The sequence below is a fragment of the Rathayibacter sp. AC182 genome (genome assembly GCF_979253875.1).
Window position 1 is genome coordinate 1,357,315 of sequence record NZ_CEEDEK010000005.1, and the last position, 20,247, is coordinate 1,377,561.

Below are 20,247 nucleotides of genomic sequence, written 5' to 3' on the forward strand. Positions count from 1 at the left end.
ACGGTGACGCAGCGCCCTCGCTCGGCGCCGCCCTCAGCGAGGAGCAGGCACTCAGTACGAGCCGATGTGGTAGAAGATGCGGACCTCCGCGGCCTCGCGCTGCCGCTGCCCCGCCAGATCGGGTAGTCGGGCTCGAGTGGAAGGACCCCGTCTCCGGATCGATCGGCGCTTGGCATGGATCCCCTGTCCTCCGACGGCAGAAGTCGAGCAGGTGCCAGCGAGGAGATAGCACTTGCCCGCTCTTCGTCGTCCCAGCACAGGTCGGGGTCGATGCCCGGCGCTTCGGGAATCGAAGACGGGGTCGCTCCACGGTCCGGCGGGATCCTCGGCGTGCACGATCACCTGGCCGGATTCGAAATCGCCGACGTTGGTAGGTGATGAACCGGTAGCCGTCCGCCGTGGTGCGCGCAGGGTCGAGCCGTAGATCCCGGTGGAGGGCCCTGTCGCGCCGGCGGCGGAACTGGTCCCTCGTGGTCAGGATGTTGCCGATCCGCCCCCAGGTGATGAGGTCGCGGCTGTGGAAGATGGGGGCGCCGGGGACGTACTCGGAAGCTCGACGTGGGCGAGGTAGTAGTCCTCGCCCTTCCGGCAGGATGGCCGGGTCGGGGAAGAACCCGGGGATGATCGGCCTCACCGCGCTGCTCGGCGAGATCTCTTCCTCGAGAGCCACCTCCTCCGCGCGCAGCCTCACCCTCGGCCTGGTGGCCAGCGGAGGTGCTCTGGCGCGAGGTGCTCGATCGCGGCTCGTCGTGGCTCTCCGGGTGTGGCCTGTGCGGGGGCGGCTGCCGGTGTGCTGCTCGACGAGGCAGCAGGGCGAGGACATCGGCGAGGATCTGGAGCGCTGCAGGCGAGGGCCACCCCTTCGTCCACACCGCCGGGAGGAGGTCGTCGACGGGTCGGTCCAGGAAGGGGCCGAGAAGGGAGTGGCGAGGCGGGACGTCGCCAGGGGCGAGCCCCGCGTCGAGTGCTGTCGCTTCGAATTCCGCCCAGCGCTCGGGGTCGCCCACGAGCTCGCGCACGGCATTCTCGGCGACGTCCGGGCTCTGCTCCTCGTCGGCGATCGTCCAGATGTGGTGGCCGTGCCGCACGAGTAGCGGGGACGATTCACCAGGCAGCGTCACTTCAGCACTCGCTCCGACCGGGACGGTCACGTCGAAGGTCAGGGTGCCGTCCCCTCTGCGCGCTGCTGGCGGCCGCCTTCGCCGCACGGAGTGAGGTAGCCACGTCGACGCTCGATCGAGGTGAGCCGGCGGAGCGGCTTGACCTCGATGAGGCGGTAGCCGGGCTCGCGCGGGGCGAGGCCGGCGAGTGGCGGCGCATCCAGTCGATGACGCTGCCGAGGGCGCAGTGGTCGGCGGAGGCACAGTTCCGCTGGGGTTGATCGTCCCGTCCGGCAGAAGGCCGTCCCAGCGCTCCCAGACGGTGGTGGCGCCCATCGTGATCGGGTACAGCCAGGACGGTGCCTTCGTCTCGCTGGAGCAGGCGGTGGGGCGAGGCCCGGTAGCCGGCGTTCGCGAGTGCGTCGGTGATCAGCGGGGTGCCGATGAAGCCGGTGGCGATTCGGAAGGCTCCGGTGCGCACGAGGTCGGCGAGGCGGGCGCCGGCCGCCGCTCGGCTCCGGGCGGGGAGGAGGTCCCACCCGAGGGCGAGGACGTAACGGTCTGAGCGTCGGAGAGGATGCGGCCGGCGGGGGTCACGAATTCTCGGCGGAAGGCGTCACTCACGGCGTCGGCGAGGTCGCTGTATCGGTCTGCGTCCCCCGAGTGTCCGAGTTCTCGGGCCGTGTCGGCGAGGAGTCGTGCGGAGTGCGCGAAGTAGGCCGTCGCGACGACGTCCGGATCCGCTTTCGCTTCCGCCGCGTCGTCGTGGGGTGCTGTCGGGTCGAGCCAGTCGCCGTACTGGAAGCCGCCGCGCCAGATGAGATCGTCGCCGGCGAGGCTGCCACCTTGTCGACCCAGGCGCGCATGCTGGCGTACTGCTGTCGCAGGATGCCGGTAGCCGGTGCGCTGCCAGAGGACCCAGGGGACCACTGTCGCGGCGTCGCCCCAGGCGGCTGCGGGTGCGGAGGTGAGCGCCGTTCGCAGGATGTCCGGGACGACGTGCGGAACGCTGCCGTCCGGCGCCTGCTCGGCGGCGAGGTCGGCGAGCCACGAGGTGAGGAATCCGGCGCTGTCGAAGAGGAACGTCGCGGTCGGGGCGAAGGCCTGGATGTCTCCGGTCCAGCCGAGCCGTTCGTCCTGCTGCGGGCAGTCGGTCGGCACGTCGAGGAAGTTGCCGCGCATTCCCCAGACCACGTTCTCGTGCAGGCGGTTCAGCATCGGGTCGGAGGAGTCGAACCAGCCGGTCCTCCGCAGGTCGGTGCCGATGACGACGGCGTGCACGTCCTTCGTCTGGATGTCGCGCAGGCCGGTGATCTCGGCGTAGCGGAAGCCGTGGAAGGTGAGGGACGGCTCGAGAATCTCCGAGTTGGCGCCGCTGAGGCAGTAGATGTCCGTCGCTCGCCTGTCGCGCAGTGGTCCGGTTCCGAGTTCGCCCGCTTCGAGGACCTCCGCGTGCCGGATGATCACCTCGTCGCCGGCCTGGCCGTTCTCGGCCGTGATCCGCACCCAGCCCACCACGTTCTGCCCGAAGTCCACGAGAGTCGCGCCACTGGGCGTCGTCCACACCGAGACGGCGGGGATCTCTTCGGTTTCACGCATCGGTGGACCGTCGGCTCCGACGAGCCGGGTGAGATCGGCGTCCACCTGCTCGACTGCTCCATCGAAAGGGGAGGAGCCATCGATGCGGAGGTCGGTGGTCTCGTCCGTCGTAGATGTCGTCGGCGAGGATGCCGGTGGAACGCGCGGTCCACCGCTCGTCCGTGTCGAGGACGAGGAGGGTGCCGTCGGCGGTCGTCACCTCGAGCTGTGCAAGGAGGGCGAGGCGGTCGCCGTAGATGGCCCGCTCTCCGAGGAATCCGAAGCGTCCGCGCCACCAGCCGTTGCCGAGCACGACGTCGAGGGTGTTCGCCCCTTCGACGACGAGATCCGTGACGTCGTAGACCTGGTAGCGCAGGCGGTGCTGGTAGGCGGTCCATCCGGGGGCGAGGGACGCTGTCGTCCACTGGCTGGCCGTTCAGCCGTGCGGAGTAGATGCCGTGCGCTGTCGCGTAGAGACGCGCGCTGACCACTCCTGCGGGAACTGCGAGGACTCCACGCAGCTCGGGAGCGGCCTGGCGAAGACCACCCTTCTCGACCGGGCTGATGAAGTGCGCCGTCCAGTCGGATTCATCGAAGAGTCCGGCCTCCGCGGTGGTCGGCTCGCTCCATCCGCTCCACTCGTCCTGGGCGACACGGCACGCGGACCGCGATTCTCTCGCGGGAGAGGAGGGGCTCGTCGGGCCACGGGACGAGCACCTGATCCGCCGTGTCGACGGTGAAGCTGCGCGTTCCGCTTTCCCTAGCGATCTCGATCTCGTATCGGAGCTGCGTGTAGTCGGGGTCGGCTGAGGGCACGGTCCAGGACAGCGCGGGTGTCCTGCCGGCGAGTCCGAGAACGTTGCCGGTGTCGGTGCGGTGGTCGAGTCGGGGAGCGGTTGGGGTGGCTGAATGAGCCATCGGTTTCCTTACGGGTGAGGCGGCGGCCTCGCGGCTCCACTCAGGTGGAGGTCGTGCCGTCCGCGGGAACCGGTGCGGCGAGTGCGTCGAGGCGGGCCTGTCGGCGGGCGCGCTGTCGCGGTGGGTCGGCGACGGGGGCGGCCATCTGCAGCCGACGTGTGTACGGGTGCTGGGGAGACGTCGCGACCTGGTGGGCGTCTCCGAGTTCCACGATGTGCCCGCCGTTGAGGACGGCGATGCGGTCGCTGATGGAGTGCACGACGCCGAGGTCGTGGCTGATGAAGAGGTAGGCGACGCCGGTGTCCTGCTGCAGTGCCTTGAGCAGTGCGAGGACGCGGGCCTGCGTGGTCACGTCCAGGGCGCTCGTCGGTTCGTCGCAGACGATCACCGCGGGTTCCATGGCGAGGGCGCGAGCGATGGCGACGCGCTGTCGCTGGCCGCCGGAGAACTCCCCAGGTACTGCCCGGCGGCGTCGTCGGGGAGTCCGACGGCGTCGAGCAGTTCGCGGACGCGGGTGCGTCCGGTGGAGGCTCCGGCGGCGCGGAGTGGCTCGACCAGGATGCTCTCGATCGTCATCGAAGGGTTCAGGGAGGAGTACGGGTCTTGGAAGATGACCTGGATGTCCTTGGCGATGACGCGCCGGCGCGCTCGCGAGAGCGAGTCGATCCGCTGCCCGCGGAACTCGATGGAGCCTCCCGTGACGGGTGCGAGTCCGAGGATGGCGCGGCCGATCGTCGTCTTCCCGGATCCGGATTCGCCGACGAGGCTGACGGTCTCTCCAGCGGCCAGATCGAGGGAGACGTTCTCGATGACCGTCTTCCCGCCGCGCTTGCCTCCGTAGCGGACGGCCAGGTCGGCGATGCGCAGGAGCGGTTCAGTCATCGGACACCTCCAGGAGTTCGACCTGACGCGAGGAGGCCAGGAGGTCCTGCGTATACGGGTTCTGTGGTGCGGCGAAGAGCTCGTCGACAGTGCCTGTCTCGACGATGCGTCCCGCCCGCATCACGCTGACCGTGTCGCAGATGTCGGCGACGACGCCGAGATTGTGGGTGACGATGATCATGGCGAGTCCTCGTTCCGTGCTCAGTTCGCGGAGCAGTTCGAGCACCTCGGCCTGGACGGTGACGTCGAGAGCGGTGGTCGGTTCGTCGGCGATGATCAGCTGCGGGTTCGATGCGACTGCGCCGCAGATCAGGACGCGCTGCGCCATGCCGCCGGAGATCTCGTGCGGGTAGAGCTTCATGACGCGTTCCGCGTCCGTGATCCCCACTCGCTTCAGAAGTGCGGACAGCTGGTCCCGCGCATCCTTCTTCGAGGCTCCGGTAGCGGCTCGGAGGCCGTAGACGAGCTGGGCTCCGACGGTGAAGGACGGGTCGAGGTTCGACATCGGCTCTTGCGGGATGTAGGCGATGCTCCGACCGCGGACCTTGCGCAGACGTGCCTTGTCGGCGAGCAGGTCCTTGCCCTCGAAGAAGACGCTGCCGCCGAGGACGACCGCCTCGCGGGGAAGGATGCCGAGGATGGAGAAGGCGATCTGGGACTTCCCGGAGCCGGATTCACCGACCAGCCCGTGGATCTCGCCGCGGCTGAGATCGAAGTCGACGCCGTGCACGACCTCTGTCACTTCCTGCGCTGTCCGGGGGCACCCGACTCGGAGGTCGCGGATCGTCAGGATGTCGTCGCGTCGAGGCGTCAGATCGTTGGCACCGGCGACGCGCTCGTCGTGTGCCGAGCGCAGGAGCGCCTTGCGTCGGGCGGGCTTGAGCACGGCACTGCGGTTGGAGGCCTGGAGAGTGTCGCGAAGGCCGTTTCCGAGCAGGACGAGCGCCAGGATCGACATGCTGATCAGCAGGGCCGGCCAGAGGACGTTCGCCGGGTTCGTGTAGATGTTGTTGAATGCCTCCTGCAGGATCCGACCCCAGGAGGGCTGCGATGGATCGCCGAGACCGAGGAAGTCGACGCCGGCGAGGATCGCGATCGCAGTCGCGAGGACGAAGGAGCTCTGCACGATCACGGGAGCGCGGACTGCGGAGAGGACGTGCCGACCCACGATCCGGAAATCGGACAAGCCGACGACCTTCGCCGCGTCGATGTAGAGCTCGGAGCGTACCGAGACGACGACCGAGCGCACGAGGCGGTAGAAGGACGGGGCGACGATCACGCCGAGGACGGTCATGGCCGCGGGGATGTTCGGGCCGGTCAGTGCGTACAGGGCGATCAGCATGACGATGCCGGGCAGGGACTGGACCACGTCCGAGACGAAGTTGATGATCGCCTCGGCCTTGCCGCGGTAGTAGCCGGCGATCAGCCCGAAGGTGAGGCCGAGCAGGAGCGAGACGCCCAGGACGAGGACGCAGGCGATGATCGTCTGCTGAGTTCCCCACATCAGGCGCGAGAGGATGTCGCGACCCGAGGCGTCGGCTCCGAAGAGATGTCCCTCTGTGAAGGGCGCCGCGTTCGTCGATGCGAGATCGGTCGCGTTGGGGGCGAAGGGGGCGATCCAGGTGCTGGCGAGGCCGATGATGACGACGGCCAGGAGGAAGACGAGGCTGATCGCGGCGAGAGGGTTGCGGAGCAGGGAGCCGAAGGTCGAGCGGCGCCGCGGTGCGACGAGAGCTGCGGTTCCGTCGGCGACCGGATCCACCCCGTGCTGGTCGATGGTCATCGGATCCGCGCTTTCGGGTTGAGGGCGGCACTGAGGAGATCGGTGAGGAAGTTGACGACGAGCACGAGGACGATCACGAAGATGACCGTTCCCATCACCATCGGCACGTCTCCCGCCTGAGCGGAGAGGTTGGCGAGCTGGCCGACGCCGGGAAGCGCGAACACCTCCTCGATGAAGAGGGTGCCTCCGAACAGGCCCAGCGTGAGCAGACCGAGGGCGACGAGACCCGGGCCGGCTGCGTTGCGCAGGACGTGCCGGAACACGAGCTGCGACTCCGGAATGCCGCGAGCGCGCAGCGTGCGGACGAAGTCCCGAGACAGGGTGTCGGCGACGGCTCCACGGAACTGCGCGGCGGCGATTGGCCACGCTCCCGACGATGAGGGCGAGAACGGGGAGGGTGAGCGCCCAGATCCACCCCTGCACGCTGTCCGTCGCCTTGATGTAGCCGGTGGCGGGGAAGTAGGGCACAGCGATCGCGAAAGCGAAGACGAGTCCGATCGCCACGATGAACGGCGGGACGGCGGCGCCGAGGACGGAGATGAACTGGACCAGGCGGTCGATCCAGCCTCCGTAGAGCGCCGCCGTCACGCCGAGGAGCACGCTGATGACGGTCGTGATGAGGAGGGTGATGAGGATGAGCGAGAGCGTCACGGGAACGCGTGACGAGAGCGCATCCGTCACCGACTGTCCGGTGAGATAGGAGGACCCGAGGTCGCCCCCGACGGCTCCGGAGAGCCAGTCGATGTACTGGACGACGAGCGGTCGATCGAGCCCCAGTCGTGCCACTTCCGCCTGAACCTGTTCGTCCGAAGCGGTCGGCCCGAGCACGGACCGGGCGATGCCGGTGCCGTTGCTGAACATCAGGCTGAAGGTGGCGAAGCTCACGAGGAGCAGTACCGCGAGTGCTCGGAGAAGGCTTTTTGCAAAGAGAGCAGCATGGTGGGGCCCGTCGACGTCGATTACTGGAAGTCGCGCAGCAGGGGGTGCAGCGCTGCGAAGTCGGAGACGGTCGGGATCTCGACGCTCGGGCTGTGAGCGTAGAAGCCGTCGGGATAGGCCATCGGTACGAACCAGGCCTGGTCGATGATGTACTGGTTGATCTCCTGCTCGGCAGCGACCCGCTCCTCGGGGGTTCCCGCGAGGATCTGCTGCCAGAGGCCGTCGATGGTCGCGTCGGTCTGGTGCGACACGTTCCAGATACCGTCGGGGAGGACGTAGTCCTTGATGTCCTGGAGCGACTCGCCGTAGTTGCCGAGCTGCCAGAGCGGAACGGGGTAGTCGCCGCTGAGGAGGTTCGTGATCGCGTCCGGACCGGACAGGTTCGCCTGCTCGACGGTGATGTTCAGCTCCGCCAGCTGCGCGGTGATGTAGGGGAACAGCAGGTCGTGGTTCTGGCCCTCGAGGAACGGGATCTGCAGCGTGAAGCCATCGGCGTAGCCGGCTTCGGCCATGAGCGCCTTCGCCTTCTCGACGTCGTACGGGTACGGGTCCGTCGCATCGTCGAGGTAGGCATCGCTGCCGGGACGGAAGATCTGGAACGCAGGGTCGGCGTAGCCGCGGTAGAGCTGCTCGGCGATGGAGTCGCGGTCGAAGACCATGTTCATCGCCTGGCGCACACGGAGGTCACCGAGCGCGGGGATCTTCTCTCCGTTGTGGTCGGTCAGAAGCAGGCGGGTGGTCACACCTCGCAGAGTGACGATGTCCTGACCCGAGCTCTTCGCCTCGTCGACGGTCGCAGCGGACACGAGAGTGCCGTTGATCTGGTCCGTCTTCAGCGCGTTGAGTGCAGCGGTCTCGTTGGTGAAGACCTTGAGGACGAGCTTGTCGTAGGGGTAGGTCTCGGCGTCCCAGTAGTCGGGGTTCTTGGTGAGCGTGTAGGTGGAGCCGACGGTGCTGTCGCCGGGCTGGTAGGTGTAGGGGCCGGAGCCGACGACCTCGTTGTCCAGGTTGCCGCTTTCGATCGCCTCGGACGAGGTGATGTTCGCTTCGCACATGATGAGGTCGAGGGTGGGGATGGGCTGGGGGAAATTGATGGTGATGGTATTCGCGTCAGGGCTGTCGTACGTGAGCCCCTCGAATCGAGCGCTCACCTCGCCAGCGGCTGTAAGGCTCGCCTCGACGTCTGCGGCATCGAAGTCCGAACCGTCAGAGAACTTCACTCCCTCGCGCAGCTTCAGGGTCGCGGACGACCGGTCTTCGTTGTACTCCCATTCCTCGGCGAGCTGTGGGGAGGGCTTTCCGAACTCGTCGCAGATGAGGAGGGTGTCCCAGGCGGCATCGGCGAACCAGCCCTGATAGGCGGGCTGGATGAGGACGCTCAGTCCGGGGATGTCCGCGGTCATGCCGAGGGTGAGGGTGTTGTCGCCGCCGGAGGAGGCGGTCGTTCCTCCACCGGGGCGCAAGCCGAGAGGGCGAGGACTGCGGCGGTGGGCAGTGCCAGCGCCATCGCCGCGCGGCGTCGGGTCGATCGCATTGCAACTCCTTTGTTGTGAGGGATCTCGGCTCGTGAGCCGGGCGGTCGAGATCTGTGCTGTCGGATCAGGCCGCGTCAGGAGACTAAGTGGGGAGTTTCACCTGATCAATGTAAGGTCTGTTTATTGCGCAATTCCGTCCACACCCACTCTTGAGGAGAGACAATGCTTATTGCGCAAGGAAGTTGAGGAGCGGGTATGGAGTCGACCGAACCGACACTGAAGGACGTCGCCACCGCGTCGGGAGTATCGGTCGCAACCGCCTCCCGTGCTCTCGCCGGGCGCGGGGACCTCTCCGCGCCACCCGCGAGCGAGTGAGGACGCTGCCGACTCCCTGGGATACCTGCGCAAGGAGCGAGGGCGAGGCCGGCCCCGGACTCTGGATCCTCATCTGATCGAGCTGGTCCTCGGCAGCTTCGACGACGCCTGGACGACGGCCGTCACCTCCGGCGCCGCGACGCGGCCTTCCGTCTCAATCTCGATCTGGTGCTCACGCTCGAGCGTGAGAACCCCGCCGAGGACTGGCCGACGCGCGCTAGCGGCACGACGTCCTTCCGGGGTGATCGTCCGGAATCATCCGTCCGACCGCCCGACAGCTGGCTGAGCTGCAGGGTCTGCGGATCCCGGTTCTCCTCCTCGATCCGCGATCGGATCCCGAGGGGGAACTACCCAGCGTCGGCACCACCGATCGGCAGGGCGGCTACGACGCCGGCGTGCATCTCGCTAGCACGGGCGTCGACCACTTCGTGATCGTGTCCGGAGTTCCGCAGTACCGATTCGGCCGGGCACGAGAAGAGGGCTTCCGAGCGGCCCTTGCCGAGCATCGACCAGGCGCGCGGGTGGAGCACCTGAATTCGGACTGGAGCAACGCCACCGTGACCGAGGAGCTGATGCGCGCTTTCGCGTCGCACCGAGCGCCGGTGGGCGTCTTCGCCTGCAACGACGAGATGGCGCTCGTCGTCTACGAGGTGGCCAGGCGACTCGGGCGCCGCATCCCGGACGACATCAGCGTCGTCGGCTTCAACGACGAACCACGCGCCTCGCTGGTGTCACCGCTCCTCACGTCCGTCCGTCAGCCACTGCGCGCCATGGCCGCGCGTGCGGTCGAACGGGGTGGGCGAGTTGCGCGAGCGGAACGAGCAGCATCACGAGCGAATAGAACTGCCGACCGAGCTGATCGTCAGAGAGTCGACGCTCTCGAGCTCGCTGAAAGGTCCCGCGTCACCCGCAGTCCGTTGAGCCCGGGGAGGAGCCGCCGCAACGACCACCACGCATTGCGCAAAAGTCGGTGCGCCGTTGAAGGAGTTCGACCGGGAACGAGAGCATGAGAGAGCTGGTGGACGAGGACCGTCACCTCTTCGCGCCGCGCAGCGTCGACAAGAGAGGTCCTCATGCCCGTCTTCAGCGCCCGATCGCGCCTCAGCGATGTCCTCGCCTCGGAGGCGGCACGCGCCGCGATCACCAGGGTCGCACCGCGCTTCCTCACCTCGCCGTGGGTCGAGATCGGCGCCGACTTCCCACTGGGGACGACGATACGCGCCGCCCTCGGTGTCGAGGAGGAGCTCGCGGAGGAGGTCATCGCCCTCGTCTCCACGATCACCGACCCGGACTGTGCGGCGAGGCGAGTCCCCGGCGATGCTCGTGGATCCGGATCTCGAGGGGCCGTCCGTGCCGCGAGCATCGGCGTTGGTCGAGCTCCCGGCGAGGACGTCGACGGATGCTCCGGTCGACGTCGTCCTCACCGGGCCCCGCGTCGGGAACCCGTTCGTCGACGTCGAGCTCACCGCCGTCTTCCGAGGCGACGACACCGAGGTCCGGGTCGGCGGCTTCTATGACGGCGAGGGCCGGTACGTCCTCCGCTTCCTCCCGCCGGCCGCCGGTGTCTGGTCGTTCGAGAGCGCTTCGACGGCGCGGTCGCTCGACGGTGTGCAGGGGGAGATCGAGGTCGCCGCCGGCCACGGACACGGTCCGGTGTGGGTGGCGGACGCGTTCCACTTCGAGCACGCGGACGGCACGCCGTATCGTCCTGTCGGGACGACGGCCTACGCCTGGACGCACCAGGATCAGCAGCTCCAGGAGGAGACGCTGAACTCGCTCGCGGGCACGCCCTTTACGAAGCTGCGGATGGGGCTCTTCCCGAAGTCGTTCCTCTACAACGAGAACGAACCGGAGGAGTTCGTCTTCGAGCGGGCTGACGACGGGGCGTGGGACACGACCCGTTTCGACCTCGACTACTTCCGTCACCTCCGAGAAGAGGATCCGCCAGCTCGACGAGCTCGGGATCCAGGCCGATCTGATCCTCTTCCACCCCTACGACCGCTGGGGTTCGCCGACCTCGGACGTGCTGCGGACGACCGCTACATCTCCTACGTCGTTCGACGCCTGTCCGCGTTCCCGAACGTGTGGTGGTCGATGGCGAACGAGTACGACCTGCTCCTCAGCAAGACCGCCGAGGACTGGGACCGACTCGCCGACCTCGTGCAGAAGAACGATCCCGTCGGCCATCCGCTCTCCATCCACAACTGGGTCGAGATCTTCGACTACTCCGCTCCTTGGGCCACGCACGCCAGCATCCAGAACGGCGACTCGACGGCGGCGAACGTCGACAAGTGGCGCCACCGCTGGGGCAAGCCGGTGGTCATCGATGAATTCGGCTACGAGGGCGATCTCGACCAGGGCTGGGGCAACCTCACCGCTGAAGCGGCGCTGTCCCGGCACTGGCTCGGCACCCTGCGCGGCGGCTACCTGACGCATGGCGAGACCTTCTACCGCGACGACCACGTGATCTTCTGGGCGAAAGGCGGGACCCTGACCGGCGCCGTGCCGGGCAAGCTGCGCTTCCTCGAGCAGATCGTCGCCGAGTCGCCGACGGACGACCTTCGAGCCGCTGTCCTCCGACTTCGACGCCGTCCGCGGGGAGTGGCGGAGCAGTACGTGCTCATCTACTTCGCGGACCGGCGACCGCTTTTCCGGGACGTGCAGATCCCCGAGGGGTCGACGGCTCGCATCGACGTCCTGGACACATGGAACTGCACAGCGACGCCGCTCACCGGTCGACACGAGGGAACGGTACGTGTCCCGCTGCCGGCTCGTCCGTGGATGGCGATCAGGCTCGTCCTCGAGTGCGAGGTCCCTGGGATCCCGCGGCCGAGCGCGGACGGCGGACGATCCCGGCCGCATTTCTCCGCTCTCGGACCACGAAGCCTGCGCCACTGGATCCGGCCTCTCTACCGAGCCGAATGTCCTCGTACCCTGCGGACGGCCGAGACGGAGCAGGACCGCGGCCCTCCTCGGTCGGGGCGCGATCATCCAGTCCTCTCAGCCCGTGTAAGTGACCGCTCGGAGCACCCCGGTCGAGCGGATGTTCTGGCGGATGGGGAACAGCTCGGACTGCTGCTGGTGGAGCGTCGGGAGCCGCACCCATTCGCCGCTCCCGGTCTCGTCCCCGTTGTAGCGCCTGCGGACGAGCAGCTGATCGTCGATCAGTGTCAGCTCCTCCACCGAGAGCCACCCGGCCCGCGCTCCCTCGGCATCCAGCGGTCGAACCGCGAAGCCCCGCCCGATGATGACATAGGAGTCGGGTGTCAGACGTCGCGATGCAGCCCACTCCGTTCTGCTCGGCGGGGAAGACGTCGGTCATGTGCGCGGACGAGACCTCGAGTCGTCCGTCGAAGAGCTGCCGTGTCGCCGAACCCTCCAAGAGAGTGAAGCCGCGGAGCTCAGCCTCCGGGTGATCGGCCAGGACCGTCCGAAGGGCGCCGAGGAGTCGGAACGTGTCCTGGAAGGCCTCGTAAGAGGGGTCGTCCGGCGTCATCAGATCGAACGCGAAAGGCGCGGCGCCGATGGCTCCGAGTTCTCCGACGGCGCGGAAGAGCTGCTCGACGCCGGTGCGATTGCACTGCAGCTCGGGGATGAAGAGGACGCCGTTCTGCTCGCGGTATTCGCTCGCGATCGCGTCGAAGTCGCCGAAGTAGAGATCGGGCGCCAGGAAGTCGAGCGACGGCGCGAGCGCCTGCCAGAGAACGGCGGTGTGCCGTAGCGGTCCACCGCTCGGGTAGACACCTGGCTGAGCACCGCCGGCGAGGGCGTTGGCTCCGGCCCCGCCGGTGTTGCCGCCGGCCGGGTCGACATCGACCCATGCGTTGACGAAGAGCGGGATGTCGAACTCGGCCTTGCCCTGCGACGCGACGCTCTCGACGTAGGTCGCGTAGGCCGCCGCCATGAAGGCCTCCTCCGCTTCCGCCCCGAAGAGGCCGAGCCAGTTTTCTGCTCCCGAGGTCGAGGCCTCGAGCGCGTCACGCAGTCGTCCCTCGCCGCCGTTCAGGACGGCAGAACGCACGTCGGCGGGCACCGGCAGGTTCCAGTGCTTCTCGGCGAGTTCGCTCCGGTCGCGGGTGTCGCTGAGGACGCCGACCTCGCTCCTCGACCTGCACCATCAGGACGGTCTCGCCGTCATCGGTGGAGGCGAGGTGCTGCAGCAGCGCGGCGAAGGCACGGCCGTCCGCATCGCGGGCGGCGTCGCAGAACGGAGAGACGGGACTCGAGGACTTCGCCGACCGAGTTCACCATGCGGGGGAAGCGCTCGCGGTCTCGCTTGACCCACGAGGGCGCGTAAGTCGACATCCCGTTCTTCCAGGTGCCGAACCACAGGGGGACGAGGCGCAGAGAGCGCTCGCGGGCGGCGTCCAGCAGAGAGTCGACGAGGGAGAAGTCGAATCGACCCTCTTCGGGCTCCACGTCCTCCCACGCGACCGAGGCGAGAACCGTGTCCACTCCCAGGCGGACGGCTGCGTCGAGGGACTCCCGGATGACGAGAGGGTGCGCTCGCACCCGAGTTGTGAAGTTCTCCCGCGACGATGAGGTAGGGGCGGCCGTGCAGCAGGTATCGGCCGTTGACGAGTCGGCGGTGCAGGGTGTCGTTCATGGTGATGCTCCTAGAGAGGGAAGAAGAGAGAAGGGCGGCGAGGATCGGCGAAGACTCAGGGCCGCGGTGGAAGGCGGCAGCTCGTGGCCCCCGTCCGATCGCACTGTGGCGTGGTCACGGCTTGCGCAAGCCGTCGCTGCAGAATTACGACTCACGAGTGCTCCGAGTAGAACGGTCGCGAGGGTCATCGCAGAGGAGATCACCAGCCCGAGGGGCACCGCACTCGTGAGTCCGAGCGCGCCGACGATCGGAGCCGCGATGCCGGCGAGGCCGAAGTTCGCCGCACCGAGGAGTGCTGCAGCCGTCCCTGCCCGTTCCGCTTGATCGGCGAGAGCGATCGCGCCCAAGCAGGGACCGCAGCCGCCTGCGAGGGTGAAGAACACGATCATCACGCCGACCAGGGGCGCCACTTCGGTCGAGCCGATCGAGACGAGACTGAGGAGGAGCCCGAGGTCGCCATCAGGGAGGATGCACCACAGCACCTCGGACCGGTGAGTACCCTCTGGGCGAAGAACGCCGCGACCTGGGTGCCGACCACGAACGCGACCGCGTTCACCGCGGAGATCGCCTCGTAGCTCTGCGGCGACAGCCGGTACTCCTCCTGGAAGAGGAACGAGGAGCTGGACAGGTGGGCGAACACCGACGACACCATCAGCCCGCCGATGAGAGCGATGCCGACGAATCAGCCGGTTCCTCAGCAGCGTCCGATAGCTGTGCCAGACCGCCTGCGTGGTCGATCGCCTCGGCCCGGCGGTGCTGCGGAAGGGTTTCGGGCAGCCGGACCAGGCAGAGCAGGGCCACCGACGCTCCGTAGACCGCGACGACCGCGAAGATGCCACGCCAGTCCGTCACGCTCATCAGCTGCGCGCCGACGAACGGGGCTGCAATCGGCGCGATACCGGTGAAGAGCGCGACCCTGGCGAGTCCCCGGATGAGCTGTCGACCCTCGGTCACGTCACGGATCATCGCCGTCGCGACGACGCCGCCCCCGCTGCGCCCGCCCCCTGGACGACTCGGAGCATCAGCACCCAGGTGATGTCGGGCGCGGCGATGATGGCGATGCTCGCCAGAACGTGCGCGGATGTGGCGACGAGCAGCGGTCGTCGCCGCTCCGATCGCATCGCTCCAGGGCCTCGACGACGAGCTGCCCGAGCGCGAAGCCGATCGTCGCGGCGGTCAGCGTGAGTTGCACCTGCGAGGGTGACGTCGCCAGGTCGCCCTGCATCTCGGGGAAGGCCGGGAGGTAGAGATCGATCGTGAGCGGACCGAGAACGGCGAGGAGTCCGAGGAGGACGATCAGAGTGGCGGGGACCTCGCTCAGTGGGCGCGTTGGACGCGGTCGTTGCAGACACGTGGATGCCTCTTCCGGAAAATCGTGAGTTTCCGGGACGGAACCGGGCGGGACAGTAGCCCGTCCACGGCGTTGCACGATGCTCGCTCGCGACCGATCTCGTTGCGCAAATACGACCGCTCGCTTCGAGCCCTGATGCACTCCCGCCCGGACCTCAGCGGCGCTCCAGGACCGCGCGCACTCGCCGCGCTCAGCCGGCCTGCACCTCGAGCCGGACGTCCTCGAATCCTTCCGCGCTCACTGTGATGCGGAGCACGCCGGTGCTCGGTCGGCCGGACGACCGCGAGGGCACGGCCCTCATACGTGCTCGTGCTCGCGGCGAGGAAACCCTCCTCCGTCACCGGGTTCTGCGCTACCGAGGCCCTGCAGCACGCCCGGCCCCTCGATCTCGACGCGCACGCTCGCCCCGGCCGAGGTCGACAGGACGCCGGACGCGTCCCTCAGCTCGACGGCGATGTACGCGAGGTCCGTGTCGTCGGCGTTGATCCCTCGAGCGATCCGCCTGCGCGGTCAGGACGATAGGACCTCGGGGGGATCGGACGGCCGTCCGTCCGATCTCCACACCGTCGACGAAGGCGACGGCGGTCAGCTCTCCTCGCTCGTACGGGACCTCGAACGCCGCTCGGAAGCGTTGTGCAGGGCCGGCGGCTGCCCGGCCGACCGGCCGGCCGTCGAGCAGCAGCTCGACCTCGTCCGCCGCGCTGTAAACCTCGAGGGGGACCGGCGTTCCGTCGGACACCCCCAGATCCCACGTGGAGAGCGAGTCGGTCCAGGCCCAGCCGAGTCGCTGCGGTGTGCGGCCGTACCCGCGGGGTCGGTCGACGGCGATGTAGGGCTCGTCGCGGAGCCCGAGGACGATCTCGCGGTAGTAGGAGGCGGGGCGGCGGTGGCTCCGTGATGTCAATGTCGCCGCACCAGGCGGTCAGCCAGGGGTACCGGAGCATAGGCGTCGTCGTCGAAGCGCGTGCCGCCGATGCCCGCCTCGCCGAGGTAGTCCCAGCCCGTCCAGGTGAAGTCGCCGATCACGTGGGGGTTCTCGGCGACGAGGGCCCACAGCTCGTCGATCTCGTTCGCGAGCGTCTCGGAGCCGACGACCACACGGTCGGGGAAGCGCGCGAGGTCGTCACGGTAGCGGCTGTGCGCGTAGTTGTGGCCGACGACGTCGACCACGGAGCGCGACTCCTCGGTCAGGTCGGTGACCTGCTCCGAGAGGCTGATCTCGTCGAACAAGTGATGCATCTCGCCGAGGAGGTCGTTCACGCCGACCTTCCCGCGCAGATCCCCGGCGCGCTTCTTCAGCTCGGGGAGGAGCTGGGTGATCGTCCCGACGAAGCCGCTGACGGCGTTCGTCGTGTATCTCGTCGGGTCCAGTTCGCGGACCTTCTCTGCGAGGGCGCGTCCCCAGCGCGCGCCGTGCGGGTTGCCGGCGTCGAGCACCTCGTTTCCGATGGAGTAGACGATGACGCTCGGGTGGTTGAAGTCCTTGGCGACGAGGGCTTCGACGTCGCGCTCCCACCACTCGGGAAACGCCAGGGAGTAGTCGAACGCGTTCTTCGCCGTCGTCCACATGTCGAAGGTCTCGTCGATCACGAGCATGCCGAAGCGGTCGCAGGCCTCGATCATCGCGATGCTCAGCGGATTGTGGGACGCACGGATCGCGTTGAAGCCGGCCTCCTTGAGGATCTCGATCCGGCGCTCCTCCGCTCGGCCGATCGCGGCCGCGCCGAGGAGGCCGTTGTCGTGGTGGATGCAGGCTCCGCGCAGCTTCACGGTCTCGCCGTTGATGCGCAGTCCGCGGACGGGGTCCAGGGTGAGGCTGCGGATGCCGAACGGGGTCTCGACGGAGTCGATGAGGGCGTCGCCGTCCCACAGTTCGGTAACGGAACGGTAGAGGTTCGGGTGCTCGACGCTCCATCGCAGCGGATGCGCCACGTACGCCTTCTGGCGCGCGACCGCGGAGTCACCGGGCTGCACGGTGACCGGGGACGACACAGTCGCGACCTCCTTCCCGTTCCCGTCGAGAACGGAGGAGCGCAGCGTCAAGAACCGTGTGACGACGTCCTCGTTCTGCACGGCGGCGGCGAGGGACACGACGGCCTGGTCGTCGTCGATCTCCGGCGTGGTGATCCGGACGCCGTCCGTCGCGAGGTGCGCGAGGTCCGTGACGCAGAGGACGGTGTCCCGGTGGATGCCGAGCCCGAGTACCAGCGCGAGTCCTGGTGGGCGCGTGCCTCGACGACGATCTCGTTCTCGCGGCCGTAGCGGAGGAAGGCGTCCAGCGGGACGTGGAAGACGGAGTAGCCGTTCGGCCGCTGGGCGGCGAACGCGCCGTTGACCAGCACGACGGCGTCACGGTAGACGCCCTGCAGTTCGAGCGTGATGCGGCGGCGACTCCACTCGTCGGGGACGGAGAACACCTTGCGGTACTCGACCACTCCGCCGGGGAAGTACCCCGACCCCTCCGACAGTGCGGGATCGCGACGAAGCGCGAGCATCGCATCGTGGGGGAGCGTCACCGGCGTCCGCGCGTCCGGATCGTCGTTGAGCTGGCTGAAGATGCTGACCTTCGGCCGGACCGTCCAGTCCTGGTTGAACGACGTGCGCGACATGGCGACTCCTTCGGCGGCCAGCATGGTCATCCGGTCCGTCTTCACGTTGTCAAAGCCGGTCCGAGCGGGCAAGGCGGAATACTTTATTGCGCAAAATATGCCCACCTCGAGCACCGTCTCTTGCTCTCGAACGAGCAGCCCTTCAGGGTGAAGAGGCGTCACCGTCGGCCCTGCTCCGCTCGGGACAGCGGAGCGCACCTTCCCGCCTCCGCGGCCCACTCTCCGATGAAGGAGCCGTCGTGCACCACCTCGATGCCACGCTGACCGTCGACGAGCGGGTCGGAGCCCTTCTGGGCGTGATGACACTTCCCGAGAAGACGCACCAGCTGACCGGCATCATGGCCTTCGACCTGATCCGGCCCGACGGATCGGATCTGGACACCGCCGACGATGTGCTCACTCGCCCGCCCGGTCACGTCGCGCAGCTCATCCGCGACGACCCGCGTCTCCTCGCCGACGACGTCATCGCACTGCAACGACGCTTCCTCGAGCGCACCCGCCTCGGCATCCCGGCGCTCTTCCACGCGGAGGCGCTGAACGGACTGCTCGCGGGGGGCCACATGACCTTCCCCACCGCGATCGGGCTGGCCGCAGCCTGGAAGCCCGAGCTCGTCGAGCAGATGGCTCGCCTCATGCGGCATCAGCTGCGTCGGGTCGGGATGCGCCACGTCCTCTCCCCGGTGATGGACGTCGCCCTCGACCCGCGCTGGGGGAGGGTGCACGAGACCTACGGGGAGGACCCCTACCTCGTCGCCGCCAACTCGGTCGCCTACGTCCGGGGCATGCAGGGCGACGACCTCCGCGACGGCGTGATCGCGACCGGCAAGCACTTCCTCGGCTACGCGGCCCCTGAGGCCGGACTGAACGCCGCGACCATCCCGGTCGGGCCGCGTCGACTCCGGGACCTGTTCGCGGTGCCCTTCGAAGCCGCCATCCAGCTCGCCGGGCTGGGCTCGATCATGAACTCGTACTCCGACATCGACGGCGCACCGGTCGCCGCCTCCCGGGAGATCCTCACGGGTCTCCTGCGGGACGAGTTGGGCTTCGACGGCTTCGTCTCGGCCGACTACGCCAGCGTCGAGCAGCTCATGACGGTCAAGGGCGTCGCGCGGGACCTCTCGGAGGCCGGCCGCCTCGCGATCGAGGCCGGGCTCGACGTCGAGTTCCCCCGCCCCGCGGCCTACGGCGACCGACTCGTCGAGGAGGTCGAGTCCGGTCGGCTCGCCGTCGACGTCGTGGACACCGCCGTCGCCCGCGTCCTGGCGGCGAAGTTCCGCGTCGGGCTGTTCGAGCAGCCGTATCCGCAGGAGGTCATCGACCTCCCCGCCATCGCGGCCGAAGGTGATGAGCTTCTCCCTCGAGCTGGCCCGCCGCAGCGTCGTCCTCCTCGAGAACGACGGCCTCGTGCCGCTCGAACCGCGTGGCCGGCGAATCGCGATCGTGGGACCGCACGCGGACGCACCGGAGCTGCAGTTCGCCGCCTACAGCTACCCGTCCTGGCGCCAGGCCGTGGACGCGATACACCTCGGCGGCGAGATCACGATGGTCGGCGTCGACGAGCGCGCGGACGCCTGGCACCAGGCTCTCCTCCCCGCCGGCGAGGCGCAGCACCTCGCCCGGGAGCGCCTCGGGACCCTGTCGCTCGCGGAGGCGCTGTCCGCTGCCGGCGCCGAGGTCGTGCACGCCACAGGGTCGGGCATCACCGAGCGGCTGGGCGACGCCGTGATCGCGGAGGCGGTCGACGCGTCTCGGGCGGCAGACCTGACGATCCTCGCCCTCGGCGGCGCCAGCCTGTGGTTCAGCGGCGAGCGGACGGAGGAAGCCAGCGACACCGCGGACATCGCCCTTCCCGCTGCCCAGGCCGAACTCGTCGACCGGATCGCCGAGACCGGCCGGCCCTTCGCGATCGTGCTGGTCCAAGGACGTCCGTACACCCTCCCGCGAGCTCAACGCAGGCCCGCGCTTTGATCGTCTCGAGCTTCGAGGCCCGCACGGTGCTCGCGCCGTCGTCGACATCCTCACCGGAGTCGTCCTGCCGATCGGCCGGCTGCCCTACTCGATCCCCCGGCACGGCGGCCAGATCCCGATCTATCACCACCGCGCGACCGGGAGCGGCGGCCGTCCCGCTACCGGGGAGCTGCACCAGCCCGCCTACCTCGACATGCCGGCGACGCCCGCTCATCCATTCGGATCCGGTCTGAGCACCACGACGTTCGAGCTCGGACAGCTTCAGGTCCCAGCCCGGATCGGCACCAGCGACGAGCTCTCCGTCGCGGTCGACATCCGGAACACGGGTGCTCGGGACGGCGCGACGATCGTGCAGCTTCTACCTCCGCGTCCGCGGAAGCGGCTCTGACCCGGCCCTTCCAGCAGCTCGCGGGCTTCCAGGAGGTGTCACTCGCACGCGGCGCCGCGGCGCGAGTGAGGTTCATGGTCGACTCCTCGCAGCTCGCTCACACTCGACCGGACCTGCGGCTCGTCGTCGACCCTGTCGACATCGACGTCGTCGTCGGTCTACATGCGGAGGACGACTCCCGGCGTACTCATGTCGTGGTTGCTGGTCCGAGCCACGAAATCAAGCGGGAGCTCCGTATCCACTTCTCGCGATCCTCGGTCGTTCAGCCCTCGTGA

General features: G+C 68.4%; 20 protein-coding genes and 5 pseudogenes. 7 read left to right on the top strand and 18 right to left on the bottom strand.

Features of this window, described 5'->3' with window-relative positions:
• Positions 1-338: 338 nt before the first annotated feature.
• The 10 genes and pseudogenes from AC0CII_RS18405 to AC0CII_RS18450 form a co-directional block, all read right to left on the bottom strand.
• Positions 339-1,463: pseudogene (locus AC0CII_RS18405) on the bottom strand (alpha-L-rhamnosidase-related protein); the annotation flags it as partial.
• A pseudogene (locus AC0CII_RS18410) lies at positions 1,372-2,699 on the bottom strand (family 78 glycoside hydrolase catalytic domain); the annotation flags it as partial. The pseudogenes AC0CII_RS18405 and AC0CII_RS18410, both read right to left, overlap by 92 nt.
• Positions 2,692-3,054, bottom strand: a complete 363-nt coding sequence (locus AC0CII_RS18415; RefSeq protein ID WP_465230996.1) for an alpha-L-rhamnosidase N-terminal domain-containing protein — start codon at positions 3,052-3,054, stop codon at positions 2,692-2,694. The gene AC0CII_RS18415 and the pseudogene AC0CII_RS18410, both read right to left, overlap by 8 nt.
• Positions 3,055-3,266: 212 nt before the next feature.
• Positions 3,267-3,596 carry a glycoside hydrolase family 78 protein gene (locus AC0CII_RS18420; RefSeq protein WP_465230269.1) on the bottom strand — a complete coding sequence of 110 codons (330 nt, stop codon included), beginning with the start codon at positions 3,594-3,596 and terminating at the stop codon, positions 3,267-3,269.
• 40 nt (positions 3,597-3,636) lie between these two features.
• A complete protein-coding gene (locus AC0CII_RS18425) occupies positions 3,637-4,014 on the bottom strand; it encodes an ABC transporter ATP-binding protein (protein WP_465230997.1) in 378 nt (125 codons plus the stop codon).
• Positions 3,981-4,478: an ATP-binding cassette domain-containing protein gene (locus AC0CII_RS18430; protein ID WP_465230270.1), complete on the bottom strand. Its 498-nt coding sequence runs from the start codon at positions 4,476-4,478 to the stop codon at positions 3,981-3,983. Before AC0CII_RS18430 ends, AC0CII_RS18425 begins: the two co-directional genes overlap by 34 nt.
• The gene (locus AC0CII_RS18435) at positions 4,471-6,261 is read right to left on the bottom strand and encodes a dipeptide/oligopeptide/nickel ABC transporter permease/ATP-binding protein (protein ID WP_465230998.1); all 1,791 of its coding nucleotides are present in this window, start codon (positions 6,259-6,261) and stop codon (positions 4,471-4,473) included. The genes AC0CII_RS18430 and AC0CII_RS18435 overlap by 8 nt, the downstream gene beginning before the upstream one ends.
• Positions 6,258-6,731, bottom strand: a complete 474-nt coding sequence (locus AC0CII_RS18440; protein WP_465230999.1) for an ABC transporter permease subunit — start codon at positions 6,729-6,731, stop codon at positions 6,258-6,260. The genes AC0CII_RS18435 and AC0CII_RS18440 overlap by 4 nt, the downstream gene beginning before the upstream one ends.
• Before the next feature lie 226 nt (positions 6,732-6,957).
• Positions 6,958-7,122, bottom strand: a pseudogene (locus tag AC0CII_RS18445) (ABC transporter permease); the annotation flags it as partial.
• A gap of 98 nt (positions 7,123-7,220) precedes the next feature.
• Complete coding sequence (locus AC0CII_RS18450; RefSeq protein ID WP_465230271.1) at positions 7,221-8,663, bottom strand: ABC transporter substrate-binding protein; 1,443 nt, start codon at positions 8,661-8,663, stop codon at positions 7,221-7,223.
• A 267-nt stretch (positions 8,664-8,930) separates the two neighbouring features.
• On the opposite strand from AC0CII_RS18450, the gene AC0CII_RS18455 reads away from it, so the two are divergent.
• The 4 genes from AC0CII_RS18455 (at position 8,931) to AC0CII_RS18470 (ending at position 12,771) form a co-directional block, all read left to right on the top strand.
• A complete protein-coding gene (locus tag AC0CII_RS18455; RefSeq protein ID WP_465230272.1) occupies positions 8,931-9,050 on the top strand; it encodes a LacI family DNA-binding transcriptional regulator in 120 nt (39 codons plus the stop codon).
• A 302-nt stretch (positions 9,051-9,352) separates the two neighbouring features.
• Positions 9,353-10,060, top strand: coding sequence for a substrate-binding domain-containing protein (locus AC0CII_RS18460; protein WP_465231000.1), 708 nt, complete (start codon positions 9,353-9,355; stop codon positions 10,058-10,060).
• A 358-nt stretch (positions 10,061-10,418) separates the two neighbouring features.
• Entirely contained in the window at positions 10,419-12,440 is a 2,022-nt protein-coding gene (locus tag AC0CII_RS18465) for a DUF5605 domain-containing protein (protein WP_465230273.1), read from the top strand.
• 22 nt (positions 12,441-12,462) lie between these two features.
• Positions 12,463-12,771 carry a hypothetical protein gene (locus AC0CII_RS18470; RefSeq protein WP_465230274.1) on the top strand — a complete coding sequence of 103 codons (309 nt, stop codon included), beginning with the start codon at positions 12,463-12,465 and terminating at the stop codon, positions 12,769-12,771.
• A 413-nt stretch (positions 12,772-13,184) separates the two neighbouring features.
• Here AC0CII_RS18470 and AC0CII_RS18475 read toward each other — a convergent pair whose 3' ends face one another.
• From AC0CII_RS18475 to AC0CII_RS18510, 8 genes and pseudogenes are all read right to left on the bottom strand, one after another.
• Positions 13,185-13,562: a beta-galactosidase gene (locus AC0CII_RS18475; protein WP_465230275.1), complete on the bottom strand. Its 378-nt coding sequence runs from the start codon at positions 13,560-13,562 to the stop codon at positions 13,185-13,187.
• A gap of 482 nt (positions 13,563-14,044) precedes the next feature.
• Positions 14,045-14,308 carry a hypothetical protein gene (locus tag AC0CII_RS18480; RefSeq protein WP_465230276.1) on the bottom strand — a complete coding sequence of 88 codons (264 nt, stop codon included), beginning with the start codon at positions 14,306-14,308 and terminating at the stop codon, positions 14,045-14,047.
• The gene (locus tag AC0CII_RS18485) at positions 14,308-14,622 is read right to left on the bottom strand and encodes an MFS transporter (RefSeq protein ID WP_465230277.1); all 315 of its coding nucleotides are present in this window, start codon (positions 14,620-14,622) and stop codon (positions 14,308-14,310) included. The genes AC0CII_RS18480 and AC0CII_RS18485 overlap by 1 nt, the downstream gene beginning before the upstream one ends.
• A complete protein-coding gene (locus AC0CII_RS18490) occupies positions 14,619-14,777 on the bottom strand; it encodes a hypothetical protein (protein ID WP_465230278.1) in 159 nt (52 codons plus the stop codon). Before AC0CII_RS18490 ends, AC0CII_RS18485 begins: the two co-directional genes overlap by 4 nt.
• A gap of 527 nt (positions 14,778-15,304) precedes the next feature.
• Complete coding sequence (locus tag AC0CII_RS18495) at positions 15,305-15,505, bottom strand: hypothetical protein (protein ID WP_465231001.1); 201 nt, start codon at positions 15,503-15,505, stop codon at positions 15,305-15,307.
• 115 nt (positions 15,506-15,620) lie between these two features.
• Positions 15,621-15,746, bottom strand: a pseudogene (locus AC0CII_RS18500) (DUF4982 domain-containing protein); the annotation flags it as partial.
• A gap of 161 nt (positions 15,747-15,907) precedes the next feature.
• Positions 15,908-17,098, bottom strand: coding sequence for a glycoside hydrolase family 2 TIM barrel-domain containing protein (locus tag AC0CII_RS18505; protein ID WP_465230279.1), 1,191 nt, complete (start codon positions 17,096-17,098; stop codon positions 15,908-15,910).
• Complete coding sequence (locus tag AC0CII_RS18510; protein ID WP_465230280.1) at positions 17,047-17,814, bottom strand: hypothetical protein; 768 nt, start codon at positions 17,812-17,814, stop codon at positions 17,047-17,049. The genes AC0CII_RS18505 and AC0CII_RS18510 overlap by 52 nt, the downstream gene beginning before the upstream one ends.
• A 140-nt stretch (positions 17,815-17,954) precedes the next feature.
• Here AC0CII_RS18510 and AC0CII_RS18515 point away from each other — a divergent pair.
• The 3 genes and pseudogenes from AC0CII_RS18515 to AC0CII_RS18525 all read left to right on the top strand — a co-directional run.
• Positions 17,955-18,821 (top strand): annotated as a pseudogene (locus AC0CII_RS18515) (glycoside hydrolase family 3 protein); the annotation flags it as partial.
• A 139-nt stretch (positions 18,822-18,960) separates the two neighbouring features.
• Positions 18,961-19,584 carry a glycoside hydrolase family 3 protein gene (locus tag AC0CII_RS18520; protein WP_465231002.1) on the top strand — a complete coding sequence of 208 codons (624 nt, stop codon included), beginning with the start codon at positions 18,961-18,963 and terminating at the stop codon, positions 19,582-19,584.
• 423 nt (positions 19,585-20,007) lie between these two features.
• The gene (locus AC0CII_RS18525; RefSeq protein ID WP_465230281.1) at positions 20,008-20,247 is read left to right on the top strand and encodes a hypothetical protein; all 240 of its coding nucleotides are present in this window, start codon (positions 20,008-20,010) and stop codon (positions 20,245-20,247) included.

What these genes read in the sequence shown, in the direction of transcription:
- AC0CII_RS18420 (WP_465230269.1), bottom strand. Translation starts at nt 3,596, where the DNA reads ATGGCTCATTCAGCCACCCCAACCGCTCCCCGACTCGACCACCGCACC.
- AC0CII_RS18430 (WP_465230270.1), bottom strand. Translation starts at nt 4,478, where the DNA reads ATGACTGAACCGCTCCTGCGCATCGCCGACCTGGCCGTCCGCTACGGA.
- AC0CII_RS18435 (WP_465230998.1), bottom strand. Translation starts at nt 6,261, where the DNA reads ATGACCATCGACCAGCACGGGGTGGATCCGGTCGCCGACGGAACCGCA.
- AC0CII_RS18455 (WP_465230272.1), top strand. Translation starts at nt 8,931, where the DNA reads ATGGAGTCGACCGAACCGACACTGAAGGACGTCGCCACCGCGTCGGGA.
- AC0CII_RS18480 (WP_465230276.1), bottom strand. Translation starts at nt 14,308, where the DNA reads ATGGTGTCGTCGGTGTTCGCCCACCTGTCCAGCTCCTCGTTCCTCTTC.
- AC0CII_RS18485 (WP_465230277.1), bottom strand. Translation starts at nt 14,622, where the DNA reads ATGATCCGTGACGTGACCGAGGGTCGACAGCTCATCCGGGGACTCGCC.
- AC0CII_RS18490 (WP_465230278.1), bottom strand. Translation starts at nt 14,777, where the DNA reads ATGCGATCGGAGCGGCGACGACCGCTGCTCGTCGCCACATCCGCGCAC.
- AC0CII_RS18520 (WP_465231002.1), top strand. Translation starts at nt 18,961, where the DNA reads ATGAGCTTCTCCCTCGAGCTGGCCCGCCGCAGCGTCGTCCTCCTCGAG.